The sequence below is a fragment of the Jannaschia sp. 2305UL9-9 genome (assembly GCF_041403465.1).
Taxonomy (GTDB): Bacteria; Pseudomonadota; Alphaproteobacteria; order Rhodobacterales; family Rhodobacteraceae; genus Jannaschia.
The window spans coordinates 145,471-171,216 of sequence record NZ_JBGEHM010000002.1 but is presented as its reverse complement, the minus strand read 5'-3'; the positions used below and the strand labels follow the sequence as shown (position 1 = coordinate 171,216).

Genomic DNA, 25,746 nt, shown 5'->3' with positions numbered 1-25,746 from the left:
AGGCTCGCGCTGTTGGGACGTGTGGCAGGTAGCCCTGCGCACGCCCGGTCTCAACCCCGGCGGCGCAGGTCCCTTGTATGATCGCGGCCGCAAACCGCCGCCGCACCGGTCGCCGGGCAGGGGCGGGCGGTGGTGGTCATGGGCGGTTCGCGCGACCACGCTGGCTTTGTTCCGGGGAAAGGGGGCGCCATGTGCCACGCCCCCTATCGTGGTCAGCGGCGTGTCATTGCAGAGGAAGGCCGTTCGCCGTGATGCCGCCATCGGGGGTGAAGACGATCTCGGACTCCAGCTGATCCTCGCCCACGGGGCGCGCGACGACACCGGCCATCCCCTTTGCAAAGGCGACCTGTTCGGCGGGCAGGAAACCCAGTGCGACCAGCTTGTCGGCCAGCGCAAGCCCCCCGTCGAGCGACAGGTTCAGCGTGCCGACCGGTTGCGGGACCGGGCCGGGCGTCGGGAATTCCAGCATGCCGTTGCCCTGCAACATGGCCCCGGCCAGCGCGATGTTCAGCTGTGTCAGGTCCAGCGTCCGCAATTCACCCGGCGCCCCGTTCATCGCCGCCATGGCCGCCGGATCGCCGCCGAAGATATCCGCCTTCATCAGGGCAGTGCCCGATACGTTCAGAAGGATCGTGGCGGGATCGCGCGGCAATTGTCCGGTCGGGTCGAACATGCCCCAGATCGCATCATCGATCGCCACGTCCCGCCAGGCGAGGGACAGGGCATAGGGCTTCGGCTCGTCCGAGACGCCAAGCGGCAGGGCGAGTCCGGTCGACAACTCGGACATCGTCAGGTTCAGCGGCACGGGAAAGGCCGACAACGTCAGGGTCATCTGCGCATCGGTCGATCCGAGGGTATAGCCAAGGGTGTCCTCGCTGATGTCGATGCCGATCCGTCCGCCGCCCGAGGTGCCGTTGATCGACACCGGGCCGCTGTCCGATGCGGCGGTGACGGCCAGCGTGCTGCCTTCGTGGGTGGCATCCCCGCTCAGCAGAAGGCCCATGGACGACAGGGTGGGCGTCACGGGCGTGGCCGCCAGATCGATCGTGCCGGCAAAGACCGATGCGATCGCATCGAGGGTATAGGTCATCTCGAACCCGGCGTCCGGGGATGCGGCGGTGATGACCGCGCCATCGGCCGACAGCGTCTGATCGGTGGCCAGAACGTCCCCCGACGCCACGTTCGTGTAGGTCGTCGCCATGTTGGACAGGGTCATCCGGCCGGTCACGTCCTCACCCTCGTTGCCCGAACCGCCGGTCATGCCGTCGAAGACATAGGCAAGCGTCGCGGCCGAGATGTCGTAGACGCGGCCTGCCCCGTCTTCGCGCACGACGGCGTCCCAGCCGGTCGTCTCCAGCGCGAGGGTCTGGGTCTGTTCGGTGTTCATGACGGTCGTGGCCGACGTGATGTCAAGCCGCGCGGGGATCTCGATCCGCACGCTGCCGTCCGGTTGCTCCACAAGGGTCAGCCCGCTGTAGGTCGAAATCGTGTCGACCTCGCCAAGGGTCGCGGTGGCGACGATGTCCGTCAGGGTCAGCGTGCCGTCTTCGTAGGTTTCGGACGCGGCCGAGACAGTGCTGCCAAGCGCGCCGTAGCCGCGCTGCCAGTCGGCCCAGACCTGCGGCGCCGTCAGGTCTGCAAGAACGGGGGTTGCACAGAACGCAAGTGCGACGCCCGCTGAAATCGCGTGTTTCGGCATGGTCAACCTTTCTGTATCGAATGCTTGGACCTACCATTTCCGACCCCATCATCCGGGTCAACAGGAGGCAGACATGACAGACCTGACATCCAGAACCGTCCTGATCACCGGCGCATCCCGCGGGATCGGGGCCGCCGCCGCCCGTGCCTTTGCCAGTGCGGGGGCGAATGTCGCCCTGCTGGCGCGGTCGACCGGCGAAATTGCGGACCTTGCCGGAGAGATCGGGGAAAAGGCGCTGGCCATTCCATGCGACGTGGCGAACTGGCCTGAAATGGCCCGCGCCGTGCAGGCAACCGTGGATACCTTCGGATCGCTGGATGTCGTGGTGGGAAACGCTGGCTTGATCGAACCGATCGGGGGATTGGCCGAAACCGACCCCGATGACTGGACCCGCGTGATCGACGTCAACCTGAAGGGGGTCTACTACGGAATGCGCGCGGCCGTTCCGATCATGCAGGCGCAGGGGGCGGGGACGATCATCACCATTTCGTCCGGGGCCGCGCATCGCGCGCTGCCGGGCTGGTCGGCCTATTGCACCTCCAAGGCGGCGGCGAAGATGCTGTCCGAGGCCGCGCACGCGGAGCACGGGGATACCCTGCGCATCATGGGCCTGTCACCCGGCACCGTCGCCACCCAGATGCAGCGCGACATCAAGGCCTCGGGCGTGGGACCCGTCGCGCAGTTGGAGTGGGAGGATCACATTCCCCCGGAATGGCCCGCCAAGGCGCTGGTCTGGATGTGCGATCCCGCCGCCGACGATCTGCGCGGAACGGAGTTGAGCCTGCGCGATGAGGCGTTGCGCGCCCGGATCGGCCTGACCGCATGATCCGGTCCGACCGGGATGGCGATGTCCTGACGTTGACGATCGACCGGGCGGACAAAGCCAATTCCCTGACCGCGGATATGCTGGCCACGCTGGCCGATCACGTCGAGATGGTGGACGATACCACCGCCCTGCTGATCCTGACCGGGGCGGGGGACAAGGTGTTCAGTGCGGGCGCCGACCTCGGGGAAGCGCGCGCGGGCCTCGCCACCTCGCCCTTGTGGGAACGTCTGTCCGGCGCCATCGCCGCGATCCCCTGCCTGTCCGTGGCCGCCCTGAACGGCACGCTGGCGGGCGGGGCCTTCGGCATGGCGCTGGCCTGCGACATCCGCCTGTCGGTGCCGGGCGCGTCGTTCTTCTATCCGGTCGCCAAGCTGGGGTATCTGCCGCAGCCATCCGATCCGGCGCGGCTGGCCCGGTTGGTCGGACCCGCGCGCGCCAAGCTGATCCTTGCGGCAGGCGCGCGCCTGTCGGCGCAGGAGGCGCTGGCCTTTGGACTGGTGGACCGCGTCACTGACGATCCGCTGGCCGCCGCGCGCGATCTGGCCGTGGGCCAGGCCGCCCATGTCGCCGCGATCAAGGCAATGGTGCCCTGAAGCGCGGCCGGGTGTGACCTTGACGACTTACTCCGACAGGCCGCGGCGCTGAATTTCCTGCGGGATGCTGAACAACCCGGCTGCGACGCTGACGTCCGTGCGCATGTCGCCAAGGATCACGGTGGTCTGCGCGCCACTGTCGTCGGTGATCACCCATTGGCGCAACGTGACCGGGGCGGGCGTGAAGACAAGCTGGATGTTGCCGTACTCCGGATGCTCCGGGTCTTGCAGGGTCACGGCGGTCTGCGTCGCGTCGCCCCCATGCCGCACCAACATGCCGGACCGCCCGAGGTCGACCGTATCGGCAAGGATCAGGGACAGGGGTGTCTGCGACAGCGGGTATTGCTCGGGCGGGCCATTCGACACCGGGTCGAAGATGGCGACCTGGCTGCCACCCGCGATGACGAGCGACTTGTTGGGCGCGTCGTAGTCGAAGCGCGCCCGTCCGGGGCGCCGAAGGGCCAGATCCCCAGTCGAGATCGAGCCGTCGGAATTGATCTGCGTGAACTCCGCCCGCGCGGTGCGGAAGCTGTTGAGGTAGGCGCTTATCTCGCCGACGGCGATTTCGGCCCGTGCCGGCAGGGCAAGGGCGATCAGGGTCGCGGTAAGGGTCAGGATGCGCATGGCGGCTCCGATCGTGAACATTTGGGTGTCATATAGGGGTGAGGTTTCGCGAAGTCTCGTCCGCTATGCGATGACGGGCGCGCGTCAGGCGATGAAAGCGGGTTATCGCCAGCGTCGGAGCAACGGCACCCAGACGCGCCGTTCCTTCAGGGTCACCGCGAAGACCGCAAGAATGGCGCCGCAGAGCACCGTCTTGGACAGGGTTCCCATCGTCCCTTCAATCAGGACGGCGTGGACGATCGTGCCGATCACGACGATTGCGGCCAACGCGGTATGCGCTGCACGCCAGATCGCCGGTTTGAGGTGCAGGGGACGGCGCAACGCGGCAAGCGCGGCGGCGGCAAAGGCGGACCACATGGCGATTACGCCCCATGCCGCGAAGGGGGTCGGGGACCGAAAGGCAAGCGCATCGATCACGTCGGGCGGCGAGGTGATCCAGAGCCCCGCGACATGGACCACGATCAAGAAGACAAGCGTCAGCCCGACGCCCCGATGCACCCTCCGCCCAGCCGCGTCGCCGAGGCCGGGCAAGGTGCCGCGGATCAGCAGCGGCTGCACCGGCAGCAATGCCAGCGCGGCAACCCCGGCCAGCCCCGCAAGGACATAGACGGGGCCACGCCATGCCAGAAGGGGGCTTGTCGCGGCCACGGCAAGGGGCCAGCCGATCAACAGGATCAGCGCGGTCCAGATCGCACCGGCGCGCAAGGTCATCCCCTTGTCACGCAGGTTGAAGAACGAAACCCACCGCAAGCGATGTATCCGAGGCGCTGGCCATGATCGGGCGCAGGAACACGGTCTGAAACCCGCCGTCATCGTGGTCGGAATCATATGCAAGGTGGCCATGCGGTTGCCCGAAGGCGGGCACGATCTGCGGCATGTCCAGGGCAAAGCGTCCCTCTGCGTCTGTCAGGGTGGCGCCATGGCTGCGCGCGTCCCGCTCATGCCCCTCGGTGGTGTGGGCCCAGATCTGGATGCGGCGGCCGGGCAGGGGGGCGCCATCGCCGGCGCGACGCACGGTGCCCGTCATGAGGAATCCGCCGCCTCCGATCCGCGACACGACGGGCGCGCCGGGGCGGTAGTTGTTGGCCCCGCCGCGCATGGTCGGTGTGGGGGCAAGGCCCTGGGCCCGGGCGGGCCGCAATATGGCGGGAACGGCAAGCGCGGCTGCGCCAATGGTCAGCAGGTTTCGGCGGGTGGGGCGGATCATGACGGTCCTTCGATGTTTGGACAGACCGTCAAGATAGCCATTCCACCCTGTCAGGCGACCCGCGCGCACGATGTTGTGAACACGGGCATCATCCTAGCCGTCGGCCGGATCGCGAACCAGGATCTCGCGCTTGCCGACCTGGTTCGAGGCCCCGACGACGCCGTTGTCCTCCATCTGCTCCACAAGGCGCGCAGCCTTGTTGTAGCCGATGCCCAGCTTGCGCTGGATGTAGGAGGTCGAGCATTTGCGGTCGCGGGCGACGATCTGAACCGCCTGATCATAGAGGGCATCCTCGCCGCCGGTGTTGCCACCGGTCAGGCCCAGAACCGCGTCGATGTCCGAGGATTTGTCGCCATCGGGTCCGTCCAGCACGCTGGCCGCATAGTCGGGCGGACCGAACGACTTGAGGTGATTGACGATTTCCTCGACTTCCTCGTCGGAACAGAAGGGGCCGTGGATACGAGTGATCTTGGAGCCGCCGGCCATGTAGAGCATGTCGCCCATGCCCAGCAGCTGCTCGGCGCCCATTTCGCCCAGGATCGTGCGGCTGTCGATCTTGGAGGTGACGTGGAAGGAGATCCGCGTCGGGAAGTTCGCCTTGATCGTCCCCGTGATCACGTCGACCGACGGACGCTGCGTCGCCATGACGAGGTGGATGCCCGAGGCCCGTGCCATCTGCGCCAGCCGCTGGATGCAGGCCTCGATCTCCTTGCCGGCGACCATCATCAGGTCGGCCATCTCATCGACGATGATGACGATGTAGGGCATCTTCTCGGGCGTGCTTTCCTCGGTCTCGAACACGGGATCACCCGTCTCGTCGTCGAAGCCGGTCTGCACGGTGCGGCTGAACATCTCGCCCTTGTCGAGCGCATCCTTAACCCGGCCGTTGTAGCCGTCGATGTTGCGCACGCCCATCTTGGACATCTTGCGATAGCGTTCCTCCATCTCGCCCACGACCCACTTCAGGGCGACGACCGCCTTTTTCGGGTCGGTGACGACAGGCGACAGCAGGTGCGGGATGCCGTCATAGACGCTGAGTTCCAGCATCTTGGGGTCGATCATGATCATCCGGCAGTCTTCGGGCGGCAGCTTGTAGAGCAGCGACAGGATCATCGTGTTGATCGCCACCGATTTGCCCGACCCCGTGGTGCCCGCGATCAGGAGGTGGGGCATCTTGGCTAGGTTCGCGACGATCGGCGCGCCGCCGATGTCCTTGCCGAGCGCGAGGGGCAGGGCCATCGACGAATCGCCGAAATCGCGGGCCGACAGGATCTCGCGCAGCACGACCTTCTCGCGACGCTCGTTCGGCAATTCGATCCCGATCACCGTGCGCCCCGGCACGGTCGAGACACGGGCCGACAGGGCCGACATGGACCGTGCGATGTCGTCGGCAAGGCCGATCACGCGCGATGCCTTCAGGCCGGGGGCAGGCTCCAGCTCATACATCGTGACGACCGGGCCGGGCCGGACGGAGGTGATTTCCCCCTTCACGCCATAATCGTCCAGCACGGCCTCAAGCATGCGGGCGTTCTCTTCCAGCGCCTCGTCGGACAGGACATGGCGTTCGACGGTCGACGGGTCGGCCAGCAGGCCGAGCGGCGGCATCTCGTAGTCGGAGGAGGCGTCCTCGAACTGCAACGCGGGCTGGGCCTCGGCCTGTGCCTGGCGCGATGGCGCAGCCGGTTTCGCGGGTTGCTGCACGACCTTGCGGTTCAGGGTCTTGGGGGCGACCGGAATGACGGGGGCCGCGGGGGCGGGGGCCGGTTCCGGCGACGTGGCCCGCGGATCCTCGATCAGGGGATCGATCGGCGCATAGCTGTCATCGTCGAACGTGTCGGGGATATCCGCGGACACGTCGGACAGCGGGGCAGGGGCCGGCGGCACGAAGGAGGCGCTGAGCGGCGGTTCGGCGCGCTTGGCAACCGGGGTGGTCGCGGCCAGCGTCGGCTCTGCCCGTGCAAGGGGGGCGGTGTCGGCGGTGGGGGTGGCCTTGGCCGGAGTCTGAAGGGCCTGCGTGATGTTGGCACGGCGCACGCGGGTGCGCACGGCACTGGCGATGCGGGCCTGAACCCGGTCGTCGCCTTGCGCGGGCCGGGGGGCATCATGGTGGAACGACGGCTCGGCCATGTGGTCGGGCGCGGGGGCGGGCGTGCGGGTCAGCGGCAGCCAGGACATGAGGCCGCGCTTGGCGCCATTGTCTTCCTGTTCGAACAGGGGCTCTTCGGGCAGATCATCCTCGGCCACCGGCTGCGGGGCCTGCGCGCGGCGTTCGCGCAGGGTGGCCGCCGTGCGTGCGGTGCCACGGGCGGCGTGACCGGTCATCAGGCGCGCAAGGTACCAGGCATTGCCGAACCCGTTCAGAAGGAACACGCCACCGCGCATCATGTCGTCGCGTTGAAACCCGAGGACCCAGGCGCCGGACAGCACGACCGCGCCGAGCAGCAGCAGCGACAGAACCTTGAGCCCGGCAGCCGCATGGATCGGCAGGATCTGCAGCAGGGCGCCCATCATCGTGTCGCCGAACAACCCGCCAAGCCCGAAATCGTGGGACCAGTCCGCGCCCGGCGTCATGGAGGTGCAGAACAGCGACAGGACCAGCACCCAGCCCGCTACGAACAAAGCGCGTGGCAGCGCCAGTTCCGACCCCTGATGGGTAGCAAAACGCACGCCCCAGGCGATCAATCCGATCGCCAGGCCGAAACTGCCGTAGCCCAGAACAAGATAGAGCGGTGCGGCCATGGTCGCCCCGAACACGCCCAGCCAGTTGCGCGGCGCGGCATCGGTCGCGGCCAGCCAGTTGGGGTCGTCGGGGTGGTAGCTGGCCAGCATCACGGTCAGGACCAGTCCGATCAGGACCATCAGAACGCCCAGACCCTCGCGCCCGCGACGGGCCAGTGTGATCTGGATCGAGCTGTCGAGAAGGGGATCGCGCTGTCTGACCTGATACGCCATGTCTACATGGTCTCCTTATGTGTAGATGCAGTCACGCAGGCGCGTCAGGCCTGCGACGGTGTCGTCCAGCGGCGCGACCAGGGCCGCCCGGACATAAGGTGTGCCGGGGTTCCCGGCGGGTGTGTCGCGCGCAAGGTAGGCCCCCGGCAGGACCTTGACCCCGACTTCCCCCCAGAGGCGCAGGGTCGCCGCCTCGCCATCCTCGACCGGCAACCACAAAAAGAACCCGGCGTCGGGAATGCCGACGCCATCGATCCCGCCGAGGATCTGTTCGGCGGCTTCGAACTTCGCCGCATAGAGCGCGCGGTTGGCGACGACATGGGCCTCGTCGTCCCACGCGGCGGCGGCGGCCATCTGCAGGGGCAGGGACAGGGGCGCACCGGCATAGGCGCGCAATTGCTTCATCCGGGCGATGTTGCCCGGCCCCGATGCGGCGAACCCGGACCGCAGACCGGCAAGGTTCGACCGTTTCGACAGCGACTGAAAGGTAACGACGCGATCGGGGTCAGCGCCGGTTTCGCGCACGGCCTCCAGAACGCCCGTGGGCGCGTCGCCGCGATAGATCTCGGCGTAGCATTCGTCGGCGAAGATCACGAAATCATGCTTGTCGGCCAAGGCCAGCAAATCCGACCAATAGGCCATGGATGCCGTCGCCCCCTGCGGGTTGGCCGGCGAACAGACGTAGACCACGGCCGTCCGGTCAAGCAGCGCAGGATCCAGCGCCGCGAAATCCGGCAGGTGCCCGCTGGCCTCGGTCGCGTTCACGTAGACCGGCTCGGCCCCGACCGACAGGGACGACACGGCATAGACCTGATAGAACGGGTTAGGCATCAGGATCGCGGGGCGCTGGCCGTTCTTGACCTCGGGGCACAGCGCCATGGAGGCATTGTAGAGCCCCTCGCGCGTGCCGTTCAACGCAAGGATTTCCGTCGCCGGATCGGCCGAATACCCGAACCGCCGCGACAGCCAACCTGCGCAGGCCTGCAACAGGGCGGGTGCGCCATCGTTGGGCGGGTATCCCATGAACCCGGCGGAATGCGCCGCGATGACCTCGGCCACGAAGGCCGGCGGGGCATGGCGCGGATCGCCGATGGTCATTTCGACCGGTGCATCATGACCGGGGGCAAGATCGCCCAGCAGCGTCCGCAAACGCGGGAACGCATATTCGGGCAGTTCTGCGAACCGCTGTGGAGAATTCATGTCTGTCGCCTCGATACCGGATGCTCTGACGGCTCCGTTTTCGGGACGATAGCGCAGCGCCGTCAGGGTGGTCCAACGAAAAGGCGAACCCGCTCTGCCGAGTGTGGCTTTCGCGCCCGTCGGGGCGGATCGTCAAACTTTTGACATAATTGCCTGATGCGTGCCGCCGCCCCGCGGCTCAGCTCAGCGCCTCTTCCATGGCTGCGCCCAGTCGCAGCAGACGCTCCTCCGTCATCGGCGGGGCAAGGGCCATGACACCGCAGGATGGCACGCCGGTGGGCAGGGTCAGGCCGCAAAGGCCCAGCATGTTTCCGACCCGCGTGTTGCGCAGCGCCATCAGGTTCTCGGTGACGTAATATTCCTCGTCCTCCTGCAACCGCCGGGCATTCGGCGGAAGGATGGCCGATGTCGGCAAAAGCACCGCATCATATCCGGCCGTCGCGGCCAGATATTCGGCCTGTGCCGCGTCCCTTGCACGACGGGCCGCCATGACGTCATGGCCAAGGGCGTCACGGCCGCTGCGGAAGCGTTCCAGAATGCGGTCGAACATCAGATGCGGCGCGGCTTCGATCGCATCGCGCCACGTGCCATAGGCCTCGGGCGTGAACAGGAGCGGCGTGAGCGCCATCGCGGCCTCGACCGAAGGCAGGCTGTCGCGCGTGACCGTGGCGCCCGCGTCCTCGAACCGCTCGATCGCATGATGGAATGCCGCGCGGGGGGCATCCCGGCTGCTGTCGGCATAATCCGCCAGAACCAGCAGGCGCTTGCCCGAAAGGGTGTCGCCCGTCAGATCGGCCGCTTTCGTGCCGCTCATCAGCGCGAGGGACAGGGCCGCGTCCTCGACCGTGCGACACAGCGGACCGATGGTGTCGAAACTGGCCACCAATGGCACCGTTCCGGCATCGGGCAAGCGCCCCAACGTGGTCTTGAGACCGACGAGGTCGTTCCACGCCGCCGGGTTGCGCACCGACCCGCCCGTGTCGGAACCGATCGCGATGGGGGCCAATCCGAACGCCACGGACGCCGCCGCACCCGAGGAGGAGCCGCCGGGCACGGCATCCGCATCGTTCACGCAGGGCGGCGTGGCGGTCATCGGGTTCAACCCGAGGCCGGAAAACGCAAGTTCGCTCATATGCGTCTTGCCCAGACAGACGGCCCCGCCATGGGTGGCCGCCGACAGGACGGCGGCGTCGTCCTGGGGTACGCGTCCCTCCAGCAGGCGGCTGCCGGCCTCGGTTGCCACACCCGCGCTGTCGAACAGGTCTTTCCAACTGATCGGGACGCCGTCCAGCGGACCGCGCCGCAGGCCCTGACGCGCCCGCTCGGCGGCGGCGGCGGCTTCGGCGCGGGCGCGGTCGGGCGTGGTGCGGGCGTAGATGCGGTCTTGATGCGGACTGTCGGCCATGGCGGACAGATAGGTCTCGCACAGCGCCTCGGGGTCGATATCACCCGCCGCGATCCCCCGTCCGAGGTTTCCGCCGCTCATCCACAACCAGTCTTTCATCCTGCGCACCCTCGCCAAATCGTCGCGGGCCACGCTATGCCCTGTCGCACGGTTGGACAATGGCCCGCGACGCGGCATATCCAAGCGCATGGATACGGATGTCTTGATCGTCGGCGGCGGGTTGAACGGCCCCCTTGCCGCCCTTGCCCTCGCCCGCGTCGGCCTGCGATGTGTCGTGCTGGACGCGCGTCCCCGCGCCACCTTCGACGAGGATGGTTTCGACGGGCGCAGCTATGCGGTCGCGCTGGGGTCGATCCGGATGCTGCGGGCCTTGTCCCTGTGGGATCACCTGAAGGACGGGGCACAGCCGATCCGGGGCATTCGCGCAAGTGACGGGCGCGCCGGGGAAGGGGCCTCTCCGCTCCACCTCGCTTTCGATGCCGAAGAGATCGGAGAGCCGTTCATGGGCCAGATGATCGAGGATCGTCACCTGCGCCCCGTCCTGCTGGCCGCCTGTGACGCCGCGCCGAACATCACCCTGCGCTACGATTGCACGGTGACCGCTCAGGATACGACACCGGGGCATGTCACGGTCACCCTTGCCGGGGGCGAGACGATCACCGCGTCCCTTCTGCTGGGCTGTGACGGGCGGGCCAGCGGCGTGGCCACCCGTGCAGGGATCGGGCGCGTCGGGACCGATTATGCGCAGACGGCGCTGGTCTGTGCGGTCGAACATGCGCGGGACCACGGCGGTATCGCGCATCAGTTCTTCATGCCTGCCGGTCCGCTTGCCATCCTGCCGTTGCGCGGCAACCGATCCAGCATCGTCTGGACGGAAACCGCCGACACCGCGACCGAACTGAACGCCCTTTCGGATGCCGGGTATCTGGAGGTTCTGCGCCCCCGGTTCGGATCGTTCCTTGGCGCGCTGACCCTGACCGGCGCGCGCCATACCTATCCGCTGGTCCTGTCGCTGGCGCAGGCCTTCGTTGCACCGCGCGTGGCACTTGTCGGCGATGCGGCACATGGCATTCACCCGATCGCGGGTCAGGGCCTGAACCTCGGGTTCAAGGATATCGCCGCCCTTGCGGACGTCGTGTCGGATGCCCGCAAGCGGGGCGAAGACATCGGGGCAAGCGATGTCCTCGCCCGGTATCAGCGGTGGCGCCGGTTCGACACGACCGCGATGGGGTTGGCCACCGATGCGGTCAATCGACTGTTTTCGAACGACAACCCGCTGCTCAGGCTGGGCCGGGACCTCGGCATGGGCGCAATCTCCGCGATGCCGCCGGCGCGCCGTGCCTTCATCCGCGAGGCGGCGGGCCTGACCGGCGACTTGCCCGCGCTGATGCGCCCCTGACGGGCGGTGCCGCGTCAGTCGAGGCGGCGCGCCTCATCGATCAGCATGATCGGGATGCCCCCCCGAATGGGATAGGCAAGGCCGGCGGACTTCGACACCAGCTCCTGTGCGCTGGCGTCATATGTCAGGGGGCCGCGTGTCTGGGGGCAGACGAGCGCCTCGAGCATCTTGCGATCGTGTTCCGGTCCGGTTGTCGGGTCGGTCATTGCACCACCTCATCGCCCGATCCGCCGCGCAAGGCGAATTCCATCAGGGTCACGACCGTTTCGCGGCGTGTCGTAAGGCTCGGCGCCTCCAGCAACGCCTGCTTCTCCTCGGTATCGAACGGGCAAAGCATCGACAGGGAGTTGAGCAGCAACTCCTCGTCCGCGTCCTTCAGGCTGTCCCAGTCGGTCGACAGGTCCTGGCTTTCGAAATAGCGGTGCAGAAGGTCGAGGAACGCGGGGCGGTCGAATCCCGTGTCCAGTTCCGGCTTGCCAAGGTCACGTTCGAACCCGTCCCATGACACGTCGGCAGAGACATAGGGCAGGAACCCCGTCACCTCGCGCGTGATCCGATACCGGGAGATACCCGCAAGCGTGATCATGTAGCGGCGATCCTCGGTCTCGGACAGCTGCGTGATCCGGCCGGCACATCCGATCGATTGCAGCGTGCGCCCATCCTTGCCCGGCTGGGCGCGGGGCTGGACCATGCCGATCATCCGATGCTCCGTCTTCAGCGTATCGTCGATCATCTGCAGGTAGCGCGGCTCGAAGATGTGTAGCGGCAGCCGCGCGCGCGGCAGAAGCAGCGCGCCGGGCAACGGGAACACGGGGATCGTCGCGGGGAGGTCATTCGGTCTGATCATGTCAGGCGACTTAGCCCGCCCCGGCCACAGGCAAAGGGGCAGGCCGACAAAAGGCGATCAGGCAAAGATCATCGACGACAGCTTGCGCCGCCCCGCAAGGGTGACCGGGTCCTTCGGGCCCGCCGCATCGAAGATCGTGAACAGCTGGGTGCGCGCCGCCCCGTCGTTCCAGTCCCGGTCGCGGCGGAAGATTTCCAGCAGGTGATCGACAGCGCCCTGACTGTCGCCATTGGCCAAAAGGGCCGCGGCCAGATCGAACCGTGCCTGATGGTCGTCGGGGTTCGCCTCGACCGCCTGTGTCAGGTCCGCGACGGGGCCAGCATCGGCGGCCTGGCGTGCCAAGGCGACCTGCGCGCGCGCGGCCTCCACCTCGGACGAGGTGGCGATGGCGGTCGGTGCGGCGCCAAGCAGATCCTCGGCCTGGTCCAACTCTTCCAAGGCGACATGCGCGCGGACAAGGCCACCGTATGCGGCGGCGTTCTCGGGCTCTTCCCCCAGAACCGCGGCGAAGGTCTGTGCGGCATCGACGGCCGCGCCGGCCTCCAGCATTTCCTCGGCGGCCGCAACGGCTTCGGCAAGGCCATCGGCCTCGGAGGTGTTGAGCGCCGCTGTCCGCGTGACGAAATCCTTGACCTCGGCCGCACTGACCGCACCCTGAAAGCCGTCCACGGGCTGTCCCTGCCAGAAGGCATAGACGGTCGGGATCGACTGGATCCGCAGCTGGGCTGCGATCTGCTGGTTCTGATCGACGTCGACCTTGGCCATCTTCACCTTGCCACCCGCGGCGGTCACGGCGGCCTCCAGCTGTGGGCCGAGGGTCTTGCACGGACCGCACCAGGGTGCCCAGAAATCGACGATCACGGGGACGGTCTGGCTGGCCTCGACGACGTCGGCCATGAAGGTGGCTTCGGTCACGTCGGAAATCAGGCCGGCATCGGGGCCGGCGGCGGGGGTCTGGCCGAATTCGAGCATGGGGGTGGCTCCGTCTGATGTGTCGGGATGTGATCTAGGGGCGTTGGTGGCGCATCACAAGCAAGGCGTGGAACGTGGCCGCCGTCACAGGTCGAAGGTCGCAAGGACCGGGGCATGATCGGACGGGCCTTCCCACCCGCGGACATGGCGCAGAACCCGGCTGGAATGGGCGGCGGTGGCGATATCGCCAGTGGCCCAGACGTGGTCGAGCCGACGCCCCTTGTCCGCCGCATCCCAATCCGGCGACCGATACGACCACCACGAATACAGCCGACCCTCGGGGATATCCTGCCGGGTGACGTCGACCCAGCCGCCTGCATCCTGCACCTGGGCCAGATGCTCGACCTCGACAGGCGTATGGCTGACGACCTTGAGCAGCTTCTTGTGGTCCCAGACGTCGTCCTCACGGGGCGCGATGTTGAGGTCGCCGACAAGGATCGCGCGCTGGGGGGCCGCCTTGTGAAAGGCGTCGCGCATGTCGGTCAGGTAATCCAGCTTCTGCCCGAACTTGTCATTGATGGCGCGGTCCGGCTTGTCACCCCCGGCGGGGACGTAGTGATTGTGGATCGTGACGCCGTTTTCCAGCCGTCCCGCGATATGGCGTGCATGGCCCAGCCCGGCGAAATCTTCGGCGCCCGCTTCCTCCATAGGCAATTTCGACAGGATCGCGACGCCGTTGTAACCCTTCTGCCCCCGCGCAACCATGTGTGGATAGCCCAGCGCGGTGAAGGCCTCGCGCGGGATCCTGTCCACCGGGCTCTTGCATTCCTGCAGGCACAGGACATCCGGGCCCGCGTCGCGCAGGAAGCGCAGCACGAGGTCTTCGCGCAGGCGGACGGAGTTGATGTTCCAGGTGGCAAGGGTAAAGGGCATGAAGGCGGTCCGTTCCAGGGCTGAGTCGCGGCTGCATAGCATGGTGCGCGCCGGGTCTCTGCCCCGGAGGGGTGGGTATTTTCGACGAGATGACCGCCATGTGCCCCATCCTTTCAGGCGCAGGGCCGCGACGGACAGGGCGCAGAGGGCAATCGCGCCCCGGATGGCATAGACCGTCAGGACGCGTCGCAGGTCCGCTTCGAACACCGTGGTTGATACGTCATAGACGACATAAAGCAAGATCGCCTGACAGGCCGGCAGCTCGCCCTGAAGATACAGTAATCAGATCGCTGCCAGACCATCGGCGAGTGCAGAAAACGGAACCACGGATAAGGGGCGATGTTGCGCGTTACGGGTGCCGAACCACACGTCCGTGAAACGGCTGCCACATCCCGTGTCGTTTGATCAGGACGGCCTGCACGACGGCCAACCTGCCGGCCCGGTCGGGCGTCTCGGGGGGCTGTCTACCCTTGCACGGCCTTTCGTCCTTTCATCGCAACGTATCACAGGATGCTGATCGCGGGGGGCAAACATCCTGCGCCGGGTGGCCAATTCGTGGCGCGGGACCTGCGTCCGGCTTTTCTCTTTGCATCGCGGGCAGACAAGGCGCAGGGGTGCGGGTGTCATGCCACTTTCGGACCCGTCAGAATGACCACCAACCTGCGTGCCCTCGTGCCCCTGCTGCTTGCGGCGGCGCTGTTGCTTGCGGGGAATGGCGTGCTTGGCACGCTCGTGTCATTGCGCGGGGTCGAGGAGGGATTCTCGACCTTCACCATCGGCCTGATTTCCGCCGGTTACTTCATCGGCTTCCTGACCTCCTGTTTCCATGCGCCGCGCCTGATCCGTGCAGTGGGGCATGTGCGCGTCTTCGCCGCCCTCGCATCGGTCGCGGGGGTCGGCACGCTGTTGATGGTGCTGACCGTCGATCCCTGGGTCTGGGGCGGCATTCGCCTTGCGATGGGGTTCTGCTTCTCGGGCGTGTTCGTTGTCATCGAAAGCTGGCTGAACCAGGCGTCGGCCCCGGCGGAGCGCGCGCGCATCCTGTCGCTTTATCGTGTCGTCGACCTGACGTCGGTAACGGGGGGGCAGTTTCTCCTCCCGCTGTGGTCCATCGCGGGGTTCGAGCTGTTCTCGGTCGCGGCGATCCTGTTCGGATTGTCGCTTCTGCCTGTGGCGCTGACCAATACCTCGCGCCCCACGCCGCCGGCGCAGTTCCGGTTCGAGCCGCGCAAGGTCTTCCTCCTGTCGCCGGTCGCCTGTCTTGGTGCGCTCAGCATCGGCCTGACGACCAGCGCCTTTCGCATGATCGGCCCCGTCTACGGCGTCGAGGTCGGGTTCAACACCGGGCAGGTCGCCTTGTTCATGAATGCGGGCATCGTCGGGGGGGCTTTGCTGCAACTGCCGCTCGGCATGTTTTCGGACCGGGTGGACCGGCGTCTCGCGCTTCTGCTGGCGACTCTCGGGGCGGTCGCGGCAGGCGTATTCCTGAATGCGGTCACCACGCCGAACCTGATATTCGTCGGGGCCTTTGCCTTCGGGGCCTTCGCGATGCCCCTCTTTTCACTGGCGGCGGCGCAGGCCAACGACCGGGCCGGGCCGCAAGGCGATTTCGTGATGATCGCTGCAGGCCTGATGTTCTTTTACGCCGTGGGTGCGATCCTCGGGCCGCTCGGGGCGGCCGCCCTGATGCAGACCTTCGGACCATCGGCCCTGTTTGCCTATACAAGCACCGTGCACGGGGCGATGGCGGCGATGACGATCATCCAGATGCTGTCCCGCGCCCCGGTCCCGCGTGCGGCACGCAGCCGATATGTCGCGCTGTTGCGCACCTCGCCCGCGTTCTCGCGGCTGGCCAACCGCGATTCGGACGGCCCGTCCGACTGACAGGCAACCAAAAAAATGGCCGGACGCGCGTGTCCGGCCCAGTCCAACAGGGAGGTTGCATCCAATCGTCCGGGGATGCTCCGGTTGGCCCGACATTAGACGGCAAATCAGGTTGCCGTAAGGTCAGATGGCGGCGGCGGCGCGATTCTTCCGTGGCTGTGGCCTCTGAATCACGCCGCCGGTTCCCTGATCAGCCCATCAGGCGGTAGCCACCGCTTTCGGTGACCAGCAACCGCGCGTTCGACGGATCGGGCTCGATCTTCTGACGCAGGCGATAGATATGCGTCTCCAGCGTGTGGGTGGTGACCCCGGCATTGTAGCCCCAGACCTCGTGCAGCAGGACATCACGGGCGACCGTGCCGTCATTGGACCGATACAGGAACTTGAGGATATTGGTCTCTTTCTCCGTCAGGCGGATCTTCTTGTCATCTTCGGTGATCAGCATCTTCATCGCCGGCTTGAAGGTATACGGCCCAAGCTGGAACACCGCGTCCTCGGATTGTTCGTGCTGGCGCAACTGGGCGCGGATGCGGGCCAGAAGGACGGGAAACTTGAAGGGTTTCGGGATGTAGTCGTTGGCCCCGGCGTCGAGGCCGAGGATCGTGTCGGCATCCGTATCGTGACCGGTCAGCATGACGATCGGGCATTTGACACCGGACTTGCGCATCAGGCGGCACAACTCGCGACCGTCCGTATCCGGCAGGCCGACATCGAGGACGATCAGGTCATAGATCTGTTCCTTGGCCCGGCTCATGCCCGTGGCACCGGAGTCGGCTTCGAAAACGTCGAAATCCTCGGTCATGACCAATTGTTCGGCAAGGGCGTCGCGCAGATCGTCGTCGTCATCCACCAGCAGGATCTTCTTGAGGTTGGCCATTGTCGTGCTCCGATACTTGTCTGCCCCCATTGGTGCCGCATGACACCCCCCGGGCCAAGCGTTCCGCGCAGATCTCACGCCCGGTTCACGGCGACGTGTCGCCAAACCGGCAAATGTTACATATGTGTGCCGGGACGGGGCGCGACCCCACCCGATTGTTTCAAGGCCTGTCCCGATGTTGCAGCCCACGATCCCTGAATTGATCGCCCGTGCCCGTGCCGACCTGCGTGTCGGGGTTCCGGTGGTCGTTGGACCGATGATTCTGGCGGCGGCGGAAACGTTGACCGCGGATCGACTGTCCGACCTGCGCGCGCTTGGCCCGGTTGCCGTGGCGATCACCGGGCGACGGGCCGAAACCCTGAAGGCGCGGGCCTACGACGGCGACATCGCGCGCGTCGTCCTGCCGGATACGGCGGATCTTGAATGGATACGCGCGCTGGCCGATCCGGCCGATGACCTGCGCATGCCGATGAAGGGACCGTTCACAACGATGCGGGGCGGGGACAGCAGTGCGTGGCGCACCGGTATCGCGCTCAGCAAGGCAGCACAGGTCCTGCCTGCGGTGGTCGGTGTGGAGGGCACGGCCCCCGACGGCCTGACGCGGCTGCCCGCGGACATCGACACGGCGGCCGGCCTGCCGCGGGATGTCGCCTCTGCCCGCCTGCCGATCGCGGCATCGAAGACGGGGCGCCTGCATGTCTATCGCGAGGATGGCGGCGGTGAGGAACATTATGCCGTCGAGATCGGCACGCCTGATCGCACCGGACCCGTTCTCGTGCGCCTGCACTCGGCCTGTTTCACCGGTGACGTCCTCGGCAGTCTCAAATGCGATTGCGGTCCGCAGCTGCATGCAGCGCTGAACACGATGGGGGCCGAAGGTGCGGGCATCCTTCTGTATCTCAACCAGGAGGGGCGCGGCATCGGGCTTGCCAACAAGATGCGGGCCTATGACCTTCAGGATCAGGGGTTCGACACGGTTCAGGCCAATCACCGCCTCGGGTTCGAGGATGACGAACGCGATTTCAGGCTGGGTGCGTCGTTGCTGCGCCGTCTTGGCATCGGGCGCATCCGCCTGATGACGAACAATCCGCGCAAGATCGCGATGATGATGGCGCAAGGGATCGAGGTCGCCGAACGCGTGCCGTTGCACGTCGGACGCGGGCCGGACAACGCGGCCTATCTGGATGTCAAACGCGACAAGAGCGGGCACCTGCGATGAGTGCCAATGGCGGAGCCTCCGGCGGGAGTATTTGCACCAGGAAGAAGACGGATCTCGTCGTGACGTCTTTGGGCGTGCGTTTCATGGGGCGAGATTTTCCGTGCACGATTGGGCGCGGTGGCGTTCGGCGCGACAAGCGCGAAGGCGACGGCGCGACGCCGCGCGGCGTTCACCGGATCGTGGGGATGCTGTATCGTCCGGACCGGATGGCGCGCCCTGCGGATTGGGCGGTGCCGATCCGACCCGGCGACCTTTGGTGCGATGATCCGGCGCATGAGGACTACAATTTGATGGTGCGCGCGCCGTTCGCGGCCTCGGCGGAGCGGTTGGCGCGGGCAGATCCCTTGTACGACCTCGTGATCCTGACCGACTGGAACTGGCCCCGTGCGGAACGGGGGGCGGGGTCGGCGATTTTCCTGCACCGTTGGCGCAGGCCCGGTTTTCCGACCGAAGGGTGCGTGGCGTTCGACCCCGTGCACCTGCGCTGGATCGCGCGGCGCATCACCTTCGGCACACGCCTGATCGTGACCTAGCCGGGCACCCGCGCCCCGAAGATGGCGGAGCCGACGCGCACATGGGTCGCGCCGCGGGCGATCGCGGCCTCGAAATCCGCGCTCATCCCCATGCTGAGGCCGGTCAGGCCGTTGCGCGCGGCAAGGTCGGCCAGCAGGTCGAAATGGGGGACGGGGTCCTGATCGGCCGGTGGGATGCACATCAACCCCGCCACCGGCAGATCCAGCGCGGTGACGTCCCGCACGAAGGCATCGACCTCATTCGCCGAGATGCCGGCTTTCTGCGTCTCGTCCCCCGTGTTCACCTGGACGAACAGGCCCGGCGCGCGGCCGACCTGCTGCGCGAGGTCGGCAATACGCTGCGCCAGTTTCAGGCGGTCGAGGGAATGGATCGCGTCGAACAGTTCTACCGCCGGGCGCACCTTGTTGGATTGCAGCGGGCCGAGCAGGTGAAGTTCGATCCCGGGCGTCGCATTCTGCCATGCGGGCCACTTGCCCTGCGCTTCCTGCACGCGGTTTTCGCCGAAACAGCGGTGGCCGGCGGCAATCACGGCTTCGACACGTTCGGGGGGCTGCACCTTCGAGACGGCGATCAGGCGGACACTGTCCGGCGCGCGCCCGGCGGCGGCGCAGGCGGCGGCGATGCGGTCGGTGATGGCGGTCAGGGACATGGGACGGGCCTCGGGCGCTGGGGTCGCCACGTTATGCCCAAACGAAAAGAGCGGGCACAAGGCCCGCTCTCTCGTATCAGACTAATCCGGTTGGATTAGAAGGACATGCTCACACCCAGCGAGTAGGACGAGTTGGAACCGGCGTTGCCGACTTCACCCGTGCCGTAGCCGAACTGGATCGCGGCGCCGCCACCCAGGTCGTAACCTGCGGACAGACCGAAGCCGTCGGAATCGAGAGCAGCCGCGCCACGGTCGTAGTCACCGTAGTTGATGTTCAGCGACAGCGGGCCCGAGGAGTAGCCGAGGCCAACTGCAACGTGGTCAACTTCGGCAGCGCCGATTTCCAGCTGCGAGTAGTTGATGCCGGCGGTGATGGAACCGAACGAAGCGTTCGCGGACACACCGACGATGTCACGGTCGACGTTGGCAACCTGCGTGGTCTGGTAACCCAGGCCGAGGTTGACGGTCGTGCCACCGAGGTCGATGCCGTAGGTGAAACCAAGGCCGAGAACTTCGTCGTTGGCAGCCGAGTCGGTGTCGTCCAGCTCAGCGGAGATCGCGAAGCCCAGACCGCCGATTGCGTAGTCGTAACGCGCGATCTGACCGTCGTAGGTGCCGTCGAGGCCGGAGTTGCCCGAGAAACCAGCGTGGGTGGTTTCGTCGTCGTTGATCGAACCGGAGTTGAAGTTGACTTCCGTCATCGCCCAGTCGAACGCACCGTCGGTGTCGCCCATGGTCAGCGTGCCGAAGTTGCCGGAGATGAAGATCGTCTCACCGCCCTGCGTGCGCGAGTTGAACGCGTCGTTGTCGTTCGACTCGTCCAGATCAACGGTGGCACCGAAGGTCAGGCCATTGTCGGTTTCACCGGACATGGTGAACGTGACGTCGATGTCCGTGTGGAACTCGGTGTCGCCACCGGTCGGGTTGTCACTTGCGCCGGCGTCGGCGTTGATGATGCCCATTTCGGCCGAACCGGACAGGGCGACGCCTTGTGCCGCAGCGGCGCCAGCGAAGGCAACCAGAGCGGTAGATGCGAAGAGAATGGATTTCATGGTTTTCCCTCGTGTTTCGAAGATCGTGTCCCCCACGGGAATCGCAGAGGGCGTGGAAGTCGTTTCACTCATTGGGCGTGGTGTCGCAAGAAAGGCCCCGCCCCTCCCCCGGTTTTCGCCCCATCAGCGGTGCACTCTTGCCACAGTGGGGTCATGGCTGCCCCGTTCGCGCCTCACTGTGTTGCCGCCACGCCTGTGGAAAAGGGCGGGCGGGACGTGGTGCGCGGGGCACGGTGGGCCTTGTGACGCGGGCAGGGCTTGGGATAGGCAGGGCCAGCACATGCGGGCGACAGTATATAGAGGGAGTGTGGACATGCGGGCAGGGACGGGACTTCGCGCCATCGCGGCGATCTTGGCACTGGGCGTCCTCGCCTCCTGTTCGGGCGACGGCACCTTCTTCGGCAAGACGCGGCAGGAACAGATCGACGCCCAGGTGAACCCCGCCACGATTGCCCGCGACCGTCGCGCGAATTCCAACACCTCCTCGTTCTTCGACCTGTTCCAGAACGTGGATGACCCGAATACCACGCTGGAGGTCAACAAGTACCTCTGGGCGGCCTCGCTCGACGTGCTGTCCTTCATGCCGGTGCAGAACGCCGATCCGTTCTCGGGCGTGATCCAGTTCGGATACGGCATACCTCCGGGCGGCGGGCGTGCCTATCAGGCGACCGTGTTCATCAAGGACCCTGCCTTGGATGCCCGGTCGCTGAACGTTGCCCTGCGCACCCGGGGCGGCACCGCAAGCCGCGAGACACAGCGCGCCATCGAAGACGCGATCCTGACACGCGCGCGTCAATTGCGCATCGGCGACAGCCAGCGCTGATCAGCAGACACTCCATATTGCCGTTCGGGCCCATCCCGGCGGCCACAGACCACGCCGGGACATGACATGAGCCGTTACGACGCCGCCGATACCGAACCGAAATGGCAGAAGGCCTGGGATGAGGCCGACCTGTTTCGCGCCAAGCGGTCGGACAGCCCCAAGTACTACGTGCTCGAGATGTTTCCCTATCCGTCGGGGCGCATCCATATCGGCCACGTGCGCAACTACACGATGGGCGACGTCATCGCGCGCTACAAGATGTCATGCGGGTTCAGCGTACTGCACCCGATGGGGTGGGATGCCTTCGGGATGCCCGCCGAGAACGCCGCCATGGCGAGCGGCGGGCACCCCAAGCAGTGGACCTATGACAACATCGACGTGATGCGCGGCCAGATGAAGCCGCTGGGCCTGTCGATCGACTGGTCGCGCGAATTCGCCACCTGCGATCCCGAATACTACGGCCAGCAGCAGGCGCTGTTCCTCGACATGCTGGAGGCCGGGCTGGTTTACCGCAAGCCGGCCATCGTCAACTGGGACCCGGTCGACATGACGGTTCTGGCCAACGAACAGGTGATCGACGGCAAGGGCTGGCGCTCCGGCGCGGAGGTGGAGCGCCGCGAACTGACGCAATGGGCCTTCGCCATCAGCGACATGGCCGAGGATTTGCTGGAAGGCCTCAAGGGGTTGGAGCATTGGCCCGAAAAGGTCCGCCTGATGCAGGAAAACTGGATCGGCAAGTCGCGCGGGTTGCAGATGACCTTCGCCCTGACCGCGCCTGCACATGGTCATGACGGCATCGACATCTATACCACCCGCCCCGACACCCTGCGCGGTGCTTCCTTCATTGCCATCGCGCCGGAGCATCCGCTGGCCAAGGCGCTGGCCGCCGAAAACTCCGATCTGGCCGCCTTCGCCGTGGACGTCCGCAAGGGCGGCACCACCGAGGAAGCCCTGGAAAAGGCCGAGAAGCGTGGCTTCGACACCGGTCTGACAGTCGACAACCCGCTGGGCGGCACCTTGCCGGTCTGGGTCGCGAACTTCGTCCTGATGGATTACGGCACCGGCGCGATCTTCGGCTGCCCCGCCCACGATCAGCGCGACCTCGATTTCGCGCGCAAATACGACCTGTCCGTCACCGACACATTCGTGGGGCTGGACGACGACACCCGCGTGACCGATACCGCCTTCGTGCCGCCCAAGACCGAAAAGGTCCGCTGGATCGATCAGCCCGCCGGCATCACCGAGGCCACGGGGCAGGAGGCGATCGACGCCACCATCGACTGGGCCGAGGCGAAGGGTATCGGTACCGGCAAGACGCAGTATCGCCTGCGCGACTGGGGCCTGTCGCGGCAACGCTACTGGGGCTGTCCCATTCCCGTCGTGCATTGCGAGGCCTGCGGCGTGGTCCCCGAGGCCAAGGAAAACCTGCCGGTGAAGTTGCCCGACGACGTCACCTTCGATGTGCCCGGCAACCCGCTGGACCGGCACCCGACTTGGCGCGACACGGCCTGTCCGAAGTGCGGCAAGCCCGCGCGGCGCGAGACCGACACGATGGACACCTTCGTCGACAGCTCGTGGTATTACGCCCGTTTCACGGCACCCCGCGCGGACACGCCGACCGACATCGACGACGCCGCCTACTGGATGAACGTCGATCAGTACATCGGGGGGGTGGAGCACGCGATCCTGCATTTGCTGTATTCGCGCTTCTTCGCCCGCGCGATGGGCAAGACCGGGCACCTGCCGCAGGGCACCGAGGAACCCTTCGACGCGCTGTTCACGCAAGGCATGGTCACGCACGCGATCTATTCGACCACCGACGACAAGGGCCGCCCGGTCTATCACCTGCCCGAGGACGTGGACCTCGAGACGAAGACGGTGCGCGCCACCGGTGAGGCGATCACCATCACGCCTCCGGTCAAGATGTCGAAGTCCAAGAAGAACGTCGTGGACCCGATGGACATCATCGCCACCTATGGCGCAGACACCGCACGCTGGTTCGTCCTGTCCGACAGCCCGCCGGAGCGTGACGTGGAATGGACGGCCTCGGGTGCCGAGGCGACGGCCAAGCACCTTGCCCGTGTCCACCGTCTGGCCCGCGATATCGAACGCGCCGACCGGCCCGCGAACGGCGACGATGCCGCGCTCGAAAAGGCGACCGCGCGCGCCATTCAGGAGGTCACCGACGGTGTCGAGGGCTTCGCCTTCAACAAGTCGGTCGCGAAGCTCTACGAGTTCACCAACACGCTGCACAAATCGGACGCCGGTGCCGATGCGCGCCGCGCCGCAATGCGTGTTCTGGCACAGCTGATGGCGCCGATGACCCCCCATCTGGCAGAAGAGATCTGGCAGATGATGGGTGGCGAGGGCTTCGTGGTGAACGCGCCCTGGCCCGTGGCCGATCCGGCCCTGCTGGTGGACGACACCGTTACCCTGCCGATCCAGATCAACGGCAAGAAGAAGTCCGAGATCACGGTCCCAAAGGACATGCCCAAACCGGAAATCGAGGCGCTGGTGCTGGCCGATGCCACTGTCGCGCGCCTGCTGGACGGGGCGGCGCCCAAGAAGCTGATCGTGGTGCCGGGCAGGATCGTGAATGTCGTGGTCTAGACGCCTTGTCCTGACGGGGGCCGCGGCGACGCTGGCGGCCTGCGGGTTCACGCCCGTCTACGGGCCGGACGGTGGCGGCGCGGCCCTGCGCGGGGCCGTGCGGGTGATGGACCCGGATACCGATTTCGGTTTTGCCTTCGTCACGCGGTTCGAGGATCGCCTCGGCCTGCCGACCGCGGTGCGATATGACCTGTCGTATACTTTCGTGACCGAGGAGGTGGACCTTGCCATCGACGGGTCCAACAACATCACGCGTTTCAACATCGAAGGCACGCTTGTCTGGACGTTGACGGCACTGGGCAGCGACGATGTCGTCCTGTCCGGGCGCGAGGTGAATTTCACCAGCTATTCGGCCACCGGTTCCACGATCTCGACCCTCGAGTCGGAGCGTGACGCGAACCGCCGCCTGGCCGTGATCATGGCCGATGCGATCGTGACACGGCTTTTGTCCGAGGCCGCGTCCCTATGAATCTGCGCGGGGCGCAGGCCACGCGGTTCTTCGCCAAACCCGATCCGGGCACGGCCGCCGCGCTGATCTATGGCGCCGATGCCATGCGGGTCGCGTTGAAGCGGCAGGAATTGATCGCGAACCTTGTCGGTCCCGGTGCGGAGGAGGAAATGCGTCTGACCCGCCTGTCGGGGCAGGAGGCGAAATCGGACCCGACGGCCGTCACCGATGCCCTGAAATCCGTGGGCTTCTTTCCCGGTCCGCGTGTCGTGTTCGTCGACGGTGTGACGGAGTTGCAGGCCAAGCCCGTGATCTCGGCCCTCGACGCATGGACGCCGGGGGATGCGACGCTTGTCGTCACGGGGGGCGCTTTCAAGAAGACGTCCAAGCTGCGCAAGGCCTTCGAGGCACATGCGAAGGCCGTGGCCGTCGGCCTGTATGATGAGCCTATGGGTCGCGAGGAGATCGACGCCGCCATTGCCGCCGAATCCCTGTCGCTGAGCACCGAAGCCCGGCGCGGGATAGAGGCCCTCGCGCAGGAGCTCGATCCGGGGGATTTTCGCCAGACGCTGACCAAGCTGGCCCTCTACGCCAACGGGGCTGAGGTTGCGGCCGATGATGTCACCCTGATGGCGCCCGCCACCATCGACGCCGAGACGGATCAGGTGATCGCCGCCGCCGCCGATGGCAATGCCGGGGCGATTGGACCCCTGATGCAGCGTCTGGGCGGGCAGGGGGTGGCCGCGGTCACCCTTGTCATTTTCACGACACGCCACTTCCAGCAGCTGCACGCAGCGGCCGTGGCCGGCGGGGTCGGCGGATTGCGCCCGCCGGTGTATGGTCCGCGCCGCGATGCAATGGAAAGGCAGGTGCGGGGCTGGGGCGCACGCAAGCTGGAACAGGCGCTGGCTTTGCTGATGGATACCGACCTGACCTTGCGTTCCGCGTCGCGGGCCCCTCAGATGGCCGTCATGGAACGGGCGCTTATCCGGCTTGCGATGATGGCGCGCAGCTGAAGGCGCCCGGAATACGGAACGAAGATCCAGGGAGCCC

24 protein-coding genes are annotated in these 25,746 nt (G+C 66.5%); 10 read left to right on the top strand and 14 right to left on the bottom strand.

Annotated features, from left to right (window positions below; translation table 11 throughout):
- Positions 1 to 223: 223 nt before the first annotated feature.
- A complete protein-coding gene (locus V6N07_RS08635; RefSeq protein WP_371155651.1) occupies positions 224 to 1,699 on the bottom strand; it encodes a hypothetical protein in 1,476 nt (491 codons plus the stop codon).
- Between the two features lie 73 nt (positions 1,700 to 1,772).
- Here V6N07_RS08635 and V6N07_RS08630 point away from each other — a divergent pair, with 73 nt between their 5' ends.
- Positions 1,773 to 2,525, top strand: coding sequence for an SDR family oxidoreductase (locus V6N07_RS08630; protein ID WP_371155650.1), 753 nt, complete (start codon positions 1,773 to 1,775; stop codon positions 2,523 to 2,525).
- The gene (locus tag V6N07_RS08625; RefSeq protein WP_371155648.1) at positions 2,522 to 3,118 is read left to right on the top strand and encodes an enoyl-CoA hydratase/isomerase family protein; all 597 of its coding nucleotides are present in this window, start codon (positions 2,522 to 2,524) and stop codon (positions 3,116 to 3,118) included. Before V6N07_RS08630 ends, V6N07_RS08625 begins: the two co-directional genes overlap by 4 nt.
- 27 nt (positions 3,119 to 3,145) lie before the next feature.
- Here V6N07_RS08625 and V6N07_RS08620 read toward each other — a convergent pair whose 3' ends face one another.
- The 6 genes from V6N07_RS08620 to V6N07_RS08595 all read right to left on the bottom strand — a co-directional run bounded on the left by V6N07_RS08620 (position 3,146) and on the right by V6N07_RS08595 (position 10,605).
- Positions 3,146 to 3,763: an outer membrane lipoprotein carrier protein LolA gene (locus V6N07_RS08620; protein WP_371155647.1), complete on the bottom strand. Its 618-nt coding sequence runs from the start codon at positions 3,761 to 3,763 to the stop codon at positions 3,146 to 3,148.
- 81 nt (positions 3,764 to 3,844) lie between these two features.
- On the bottom strand, positions 3,845 to 4,453 hold the full coding sequence (locus V6N07_RS08615) for a ferric reductase-like transmembrane domain-containing protein (RefSeq protein ID WP_371155646.1): 609 nt from the start codon (positions 4,451 to 4,453) through the stop codon (positions 3,845 to 3,847).
- Positions 4,454 to 4,460: 7 nt separating this feature from the next.
- Positions 4,461 to 4,949: a twin-arginine translocation pathway signal gene (locus V6N07_RS08610; RefSeq protein ID WP_371155645.1), complete on the bottom strand. Its 489-nt coding sequence runs from the start codon at positions 4,947 to 4,949 to the stop codon at positions 4,461 to 4,463.
- Between the two features lie 93 nt (positions 4,950 to 5,042).
- On the bottom strand, positions 5,043 to 7,901 hold the full coding sequence (locus V6N07_RS08605; RefSeq protein WP_371155644.1) for a DNA translocase FtsK 4TM domain-containing protein: 2,859 nt from the start codon (positions 7,899 to 7,901) through the stop codon (positions 5,043 to 5,045).
- 15 nt (positions 7,902 to 7,916) lie between these two features.
- A complete protein-coding gene (locus V6N07_RS08600; RefSeq protein ID WP_371155642.1) occupies positions 7,917 to 9,101 on the bottom strand; it encodes an aminotransferase class I/II-fold pyridoxal phosphate-dependent enzyme in 1,185 nt (394 codons plus the stop codon).
- A gap of 178 nt (positions 9,102 to 9,279) precedes the next feature.
- The gene (locus tag V6N07_RS08595) at positions 9,280 to 10,605 is read right to left on the bottom strand and encodes an amidase (protein ID WP_371155641.1); all 1,326 of its coding nucleotides are present in this window, start codon (positions 10,603 to 10,605) and stop codon (positions 9,280 to 9,282) included.
- Positions 10,606 to 10,693: 88 nt separating this feature from the next.
- On the opposite strand from V6N07_RS08595, the gene V6N07_RS08590 reads away from it, so the two are divergent.
- Complete coding sequence (locus tag V6N07_RS08590; RefSeq protein ID WP_371155640.1) at positions 10,694 to 11,905, top strand: FAD-dependent monooxygenase; 1,212 nt, start codon at positions 10,694 to 10,696, stop codon at positions 11,903 to 11,905.
- Positions 11,906 to 11,919: 14 nt separating this feature from the next.
- Here the strand turns inward: V6N07_RS08590 and V6N07_RS08585 are convergent, their stop codons facing one another.
- The 4 genes from V6N07_RS08585 to V6N07_RS08570 all read right to left on the bottom strand — a co-directional run bounded on the left by V6N07_RS08585 (position 11,920) and on the right by V6N07_RS08570 (position 14,597).
- A complete protein-coding gene (locus V6N07_RS08585; protein ID WP_371155639.1) occupies positions 11,920 to 12,111 on the bottom strand; it encodes a Trm112 family protein in 192 nt (63 codons plus the stop codon).
- On the bottom strand, positions 12,108 to 12,752 hold the full coding sequence (locus tag V6N07_RS08580; RefSeq protein ID WP_371155637.1) for an LON peptidase substrate-binding domain-containing protein: 645 nt from the start codon (positions 12,750 to 12,752) through the stop codon (positions 12,108 to 12,110). The genes V6N07_RS08585 and V6N07_RS08580 overlap by 4 nt, the downstream gene beginning before the upstream one ends.
- Before the next feature lie 57 nt (positions 12,753 to 12,809).
- The gene (trxA, locus tag V6N07_RS08575) at positions 12,810 to 13,724 is read right to left on the bottom strand and encodes a thioredoxin (RefSeq protein ID WP_371155635.1); all 915 of its coding nucleotides are present in this window, start codon (positions 13,722 to 13,724) and stop codon (positions 12,810 to 12,812) included.
- 84 nt (positions 13,725 to 13,808) lie between these two features.
- Positions 13,809 to 14,597, bottom strand: coding sequence for an exodeoxyribonuclease III (locus tag V6N07_RS08570; RefSeq protein WP_371156794.1), 789 nt, complete (start codon positions 14,595 to 14,597; stop codon positions 13,809 to 13,811).
- A 648-nt stretch (positions 14,598 to 15,245) separates the two neighbouring features.
- Here V6N07_RS08570 and V6N07_RS08565 point away from each other — a divergent pair.
- A complete protein-coding gene (locus tag V6N07_RS08565; RefSeq protein ID WP_371155633.1) occupies positions 15,246 to 16,481 on the top strand; it encodes an MFS transporter in 1,236 nt (411 codons plus the stop codon).
- A gap of 190 nt (positions 16,482 to 16,671) precedes the next feature.
- Here V6N07_RS08565 and V6N07_RS08560 read toward each other — a convergent pair whose 3' ends face one another.
- Positions 16,672 to 17,358, bottom strand: a complete 687-nt coding sequence (locus V6N07_RS08560; RefSeq protein ID WP_371155632.1) for a response regulator transcription factor — start codon at positions 17,356 to 17,358, stop codon at positions 16,672 to 16,674.
- Positions 17,359 to 17,533: 175 nt separating this feature from the next.
- Between V6N07_RS08560 and ribA the strand changes: the two genes are divergently transcribed.
- Positions 17,534 to 18,577, top strand: coding sequence for a GTP cyclohydrolase II (ribA, locus tag V6N07_RS08555; protein ID WP_371155631.1), 1,044 nt, complete (start codon positions 17,534 to 17,536; stop codon positions 18,575 to 18,577).
- Between the two features lie 83 nt (positions 18,578 to 18,660).
- On the top strand, positions 18,661 to 19,110 hold the full coding sequence (locus tag V6N07_RS08550) for a L,D-transpeptidase (RefSeq protein WP_371155629.1): 450 nt from the start codon (positions 18,661 to 18,663) through the stop codon (positions 19,108 to 19,110).
- Here the strand turns inward: V6N07_RS08550 and V6N07_RS08545 are convergent.
- Both V6N07_RS08545 and V6N07_RS08540 read right to left on the bottom strand, forming a co-directional pair.
- Entirely contained in the window at positions 19,107 to 19,760 is a 654-nt protein-coding gene (locus tag V6N07_RS08545; RefSeq protein WP_371155627.1) for a YggS family pyridoxal phosphate-dependent enzyme, read from the bottom strand. The genes V6N07_RS08550 and V6N07_RS08545 overlap by 4 nt on opposite strands.
- Before the next feature lie 95 nt (positions 19,761 to 19,855).
- Positions 19,856 to 20,812 (bottom strand): porin, encoded by a 957-nt coding sequence (locus tag V6N07_RS08540; RefSeq protein WP_371155625.1) that lies wholly within the window; start codon positions 20,810 to 20,812, stop codon positions 19,856 to 19,858.
- Between the two features lie 313 nt (positions 20,813 to 21,125).
- On the opposite strand from V6N07_RS08540, the gene V6N07_RS08535 reads away from it, so the two are divergent.
- The 4 genes from V6N07_RS08535 (at position 21,126) to holA (ending at position 25,709) form a co-directional block, all read left to right on the top strand.
- Entirely contained in the window at positions 21,126 to 21,635 is a 510-nt protein-coding gene (locus V6N07_RS08535) for a DUF3576 domain-containing protein (RefSeq protein WP_371155623.1), read from the top strand.
- 66 nt (positions 21,636 to 21,701) lie between these two features.
- The gene (gene leuS / locus V6N07_RS08530) at positions 21,702 to 24,245 is read left to right on the top strand and encodes a leucine--tRNA ligase (RefSeq protein WP_371155621.1); all 2,544 of its coding nucleotides are present in this window, start codon (positions 21,702 to 21,704) and stop codon (positions 24,243 to 24,245) included.
- The gene (lptE, locus tag V6N07_RS08525) at positions 24,232 to 24,714 is read left to right on the top strand and encodes an LPS assembly lipoprotein LptE (protein WP_371155620.1); all 483 of its coding nucleotides are present in this window, start codon (positions 24,232 to 24,234) and stop codon (positions 24,712 to 24,714) included. The genes leuS and lptE overlap by 14 nt, the downstream gene beginning before the upstream one ends.
- The gene (gene holA / locus V6N07_RS08520; RefSeq protein ID WP_371155619.1) at positions 24,711 to 25,709 is read left to right on the top strand and encodes a DNA polymerase III subunit delta; all 999 of its coding nucleotides are present in this window, start codon (positions 24,711 to 24,713) and stop codon (positions 25,707 to 25,709) included. The genes lptE and holA overlap by 4 nt, the downstream gene beginning before the upstream one ends.
- Positions 25,710 to 25,746: the final 37 nt, after the last annotated feature.

Excerpts from the sequence above, each read along its gene's own strand:
- V6N07_RS08600 (WP_371155642.1), bottom strand. The coding sequence starts at position 9,101 with ATGAATTCTCCACAGCGGTTCGCAGAACTGCCCGAATATGCGTTCCCG.
- V6N07_RS08595 (WP_371155641.1), bottom strand. The coding sequence starts at position 10,605 with ATGAAAGACTGGTTGTGGATGAGCGGCGGAAACCTCGGACGGGGGATC.
- trxA (WP_371155635.1), bottom strand. The coding sequence starts at position 13,724 with ATGCTCGAATTCGGCCAGACCCCCGCCGCCGGCCCCGATGCCGGCCTG.
- lptE (WP_371155620.1), top strand. The coding sequence starts at position 24,232 with ATGTCGTGGTCTAGACGCCTTGTCCTGACGGGGGCCGCGGCGACGCTG.
- V6N07_RS08620 (WP_371155647.1), bottom strand. The coding sequence starts at position 3,763 with ATGTTCACGATCGGAGCCGCCATGCGCATCCTGACCCTTACCGCGACC.
- V6N07_RS08570 (WP_371156794.1), bottom strand. The coding sequence starts at position 14,597 with ATGCCCTTTACCCTTGCCACCTGGAACATCAACTCCGTCCGCCTGCGC.
- V6N07_RS08560 (WP_371155632.1), bottom strand. The coding sequence starts at position 17,358 with ATGGCCAACCTCAAGAAGATCCTGCTGGTGGATGACGACGACGATCTG.
- V6N07_RS08545 (WP_371155627.1), bottom strand. The coding sequence starts at position 19,760 with ATGTCCCTGACCGCCATCACCGACCGCATCGCCGCCGCCTGCGCCGCC.
- V6N07_RS08610 (WP_371155645.1), bottom strand. The coding sequence starts at position 4,949 with ATGATCCGCCCCACCCGCCGAAACCTGCTGACCATTGGCGCAGCCGCG.
- V6N07_RS08615 (WP_371155646.1), bottom strand. The coding sequence starts at position 4,453 with ATGACCTTGCGCGCCGGTGCGATCTGGACCGCGCTGATCCTGTTGATC.
- V6N07_RS08565 (WP_371155633.1), top strand. The coding sequence starts at position 15,246 with ATGACCACCAACCTGCGTGCCCTCGTGCCCCTGCTGCTTGCGGCGGCG.
- V6N07_RS08605 (WP_371155644.1), bottom strand. The coding sequence starts at position 7,901 with ATGGCGTATCAGGTCAGACAGCGCGATCCCCTTCTCGACAGCTCGATC.
- holA (WP_371155619.1), top strand. The coding sequence starts at position 24,711 with ATGAATCTGCGCGGGGCGCAGGCCACGCGGTTCTTCGCCAAACCCGAT.
- V6N07_RS08590 (WP_371155640.1), top strand. The coding sequence starts at position 10,694 with ATGGATACGGATGTCTTGATCGTCGGCGGCGGGTTGAACGGCCCCCTT.
- V6N07_RS08540 (WP_371155625.1), bottom strand. The coding sequence starts at position 20,812 with ATGAAATCCATTCTCTTCGCATCTACCGCTCTGGTTGCCTTCGCTGGC.
- V6N07_RS08535 (WP_371155623.1), top strand. The coding sequence starts at position 21,126 with ATGCGGGCAGGGACGGGACTTCGCGCCATCGCGGCGATCTTGGCACTG.
- ribA (WP_371155631.1), top strand. The coding sequence starts at position 17,534 with ATGTTGCAGCCCACGATCCCTGAATTGATCGCCCGTGCCCGTGCCGAC.
- V6N07_RS08580 (WP_371155637.1), bottom strand. The coding sequence starts at position 12,752 with ATGATCAGACCGAATGACCTCCCCGCGACGATCCCCGTGTTCCCGTTG.
- V6N07_RS08635 (WP_371155651.1), bottom strand. The coding sequence starts at position 1,699 with ATGCCGAAACACGCGATTTCAGCGGGCGTCGCACTTGCGTTCTGTGCA.
- leuS (WP_371155621.1), top strand. The coding sequence starts at position 21,702 with ATGAGCCGTTACGACGCCGCCGATACCGAACCGAAATGGCAGAAGGCC.
- V6N07_RS08550 (WP_371155629.1), top strand. The coding sequence starts at position 18,661 with ATGGGGCGAGATTTTCCGTGCACGATTGGGCGCGGTGGCGTTCGGCGC.
- V6N07_RS08625 (WP_371155648.1), top strand. The coding sequence starts at position 2,522 with ATGATCCGGTCCGACCGGGATGGCGATGTCCTGACGTTGACGATCGAC.
- V6N07_RS08630 (WP_371155650.1), top strand. The coding sequence starts at position 1,773 with ATGACAGACCTGACATCCAGAACCGTCCTGATCACCGGCGCATCCCGC.
- V6N07_RS08585 (WP_371155639.1), bottom strand. The coding sequence starts at position 12,111 with ATGACCGACCCGACAACCGGACCGGAACACGATCGCAAGATGCTCGAG.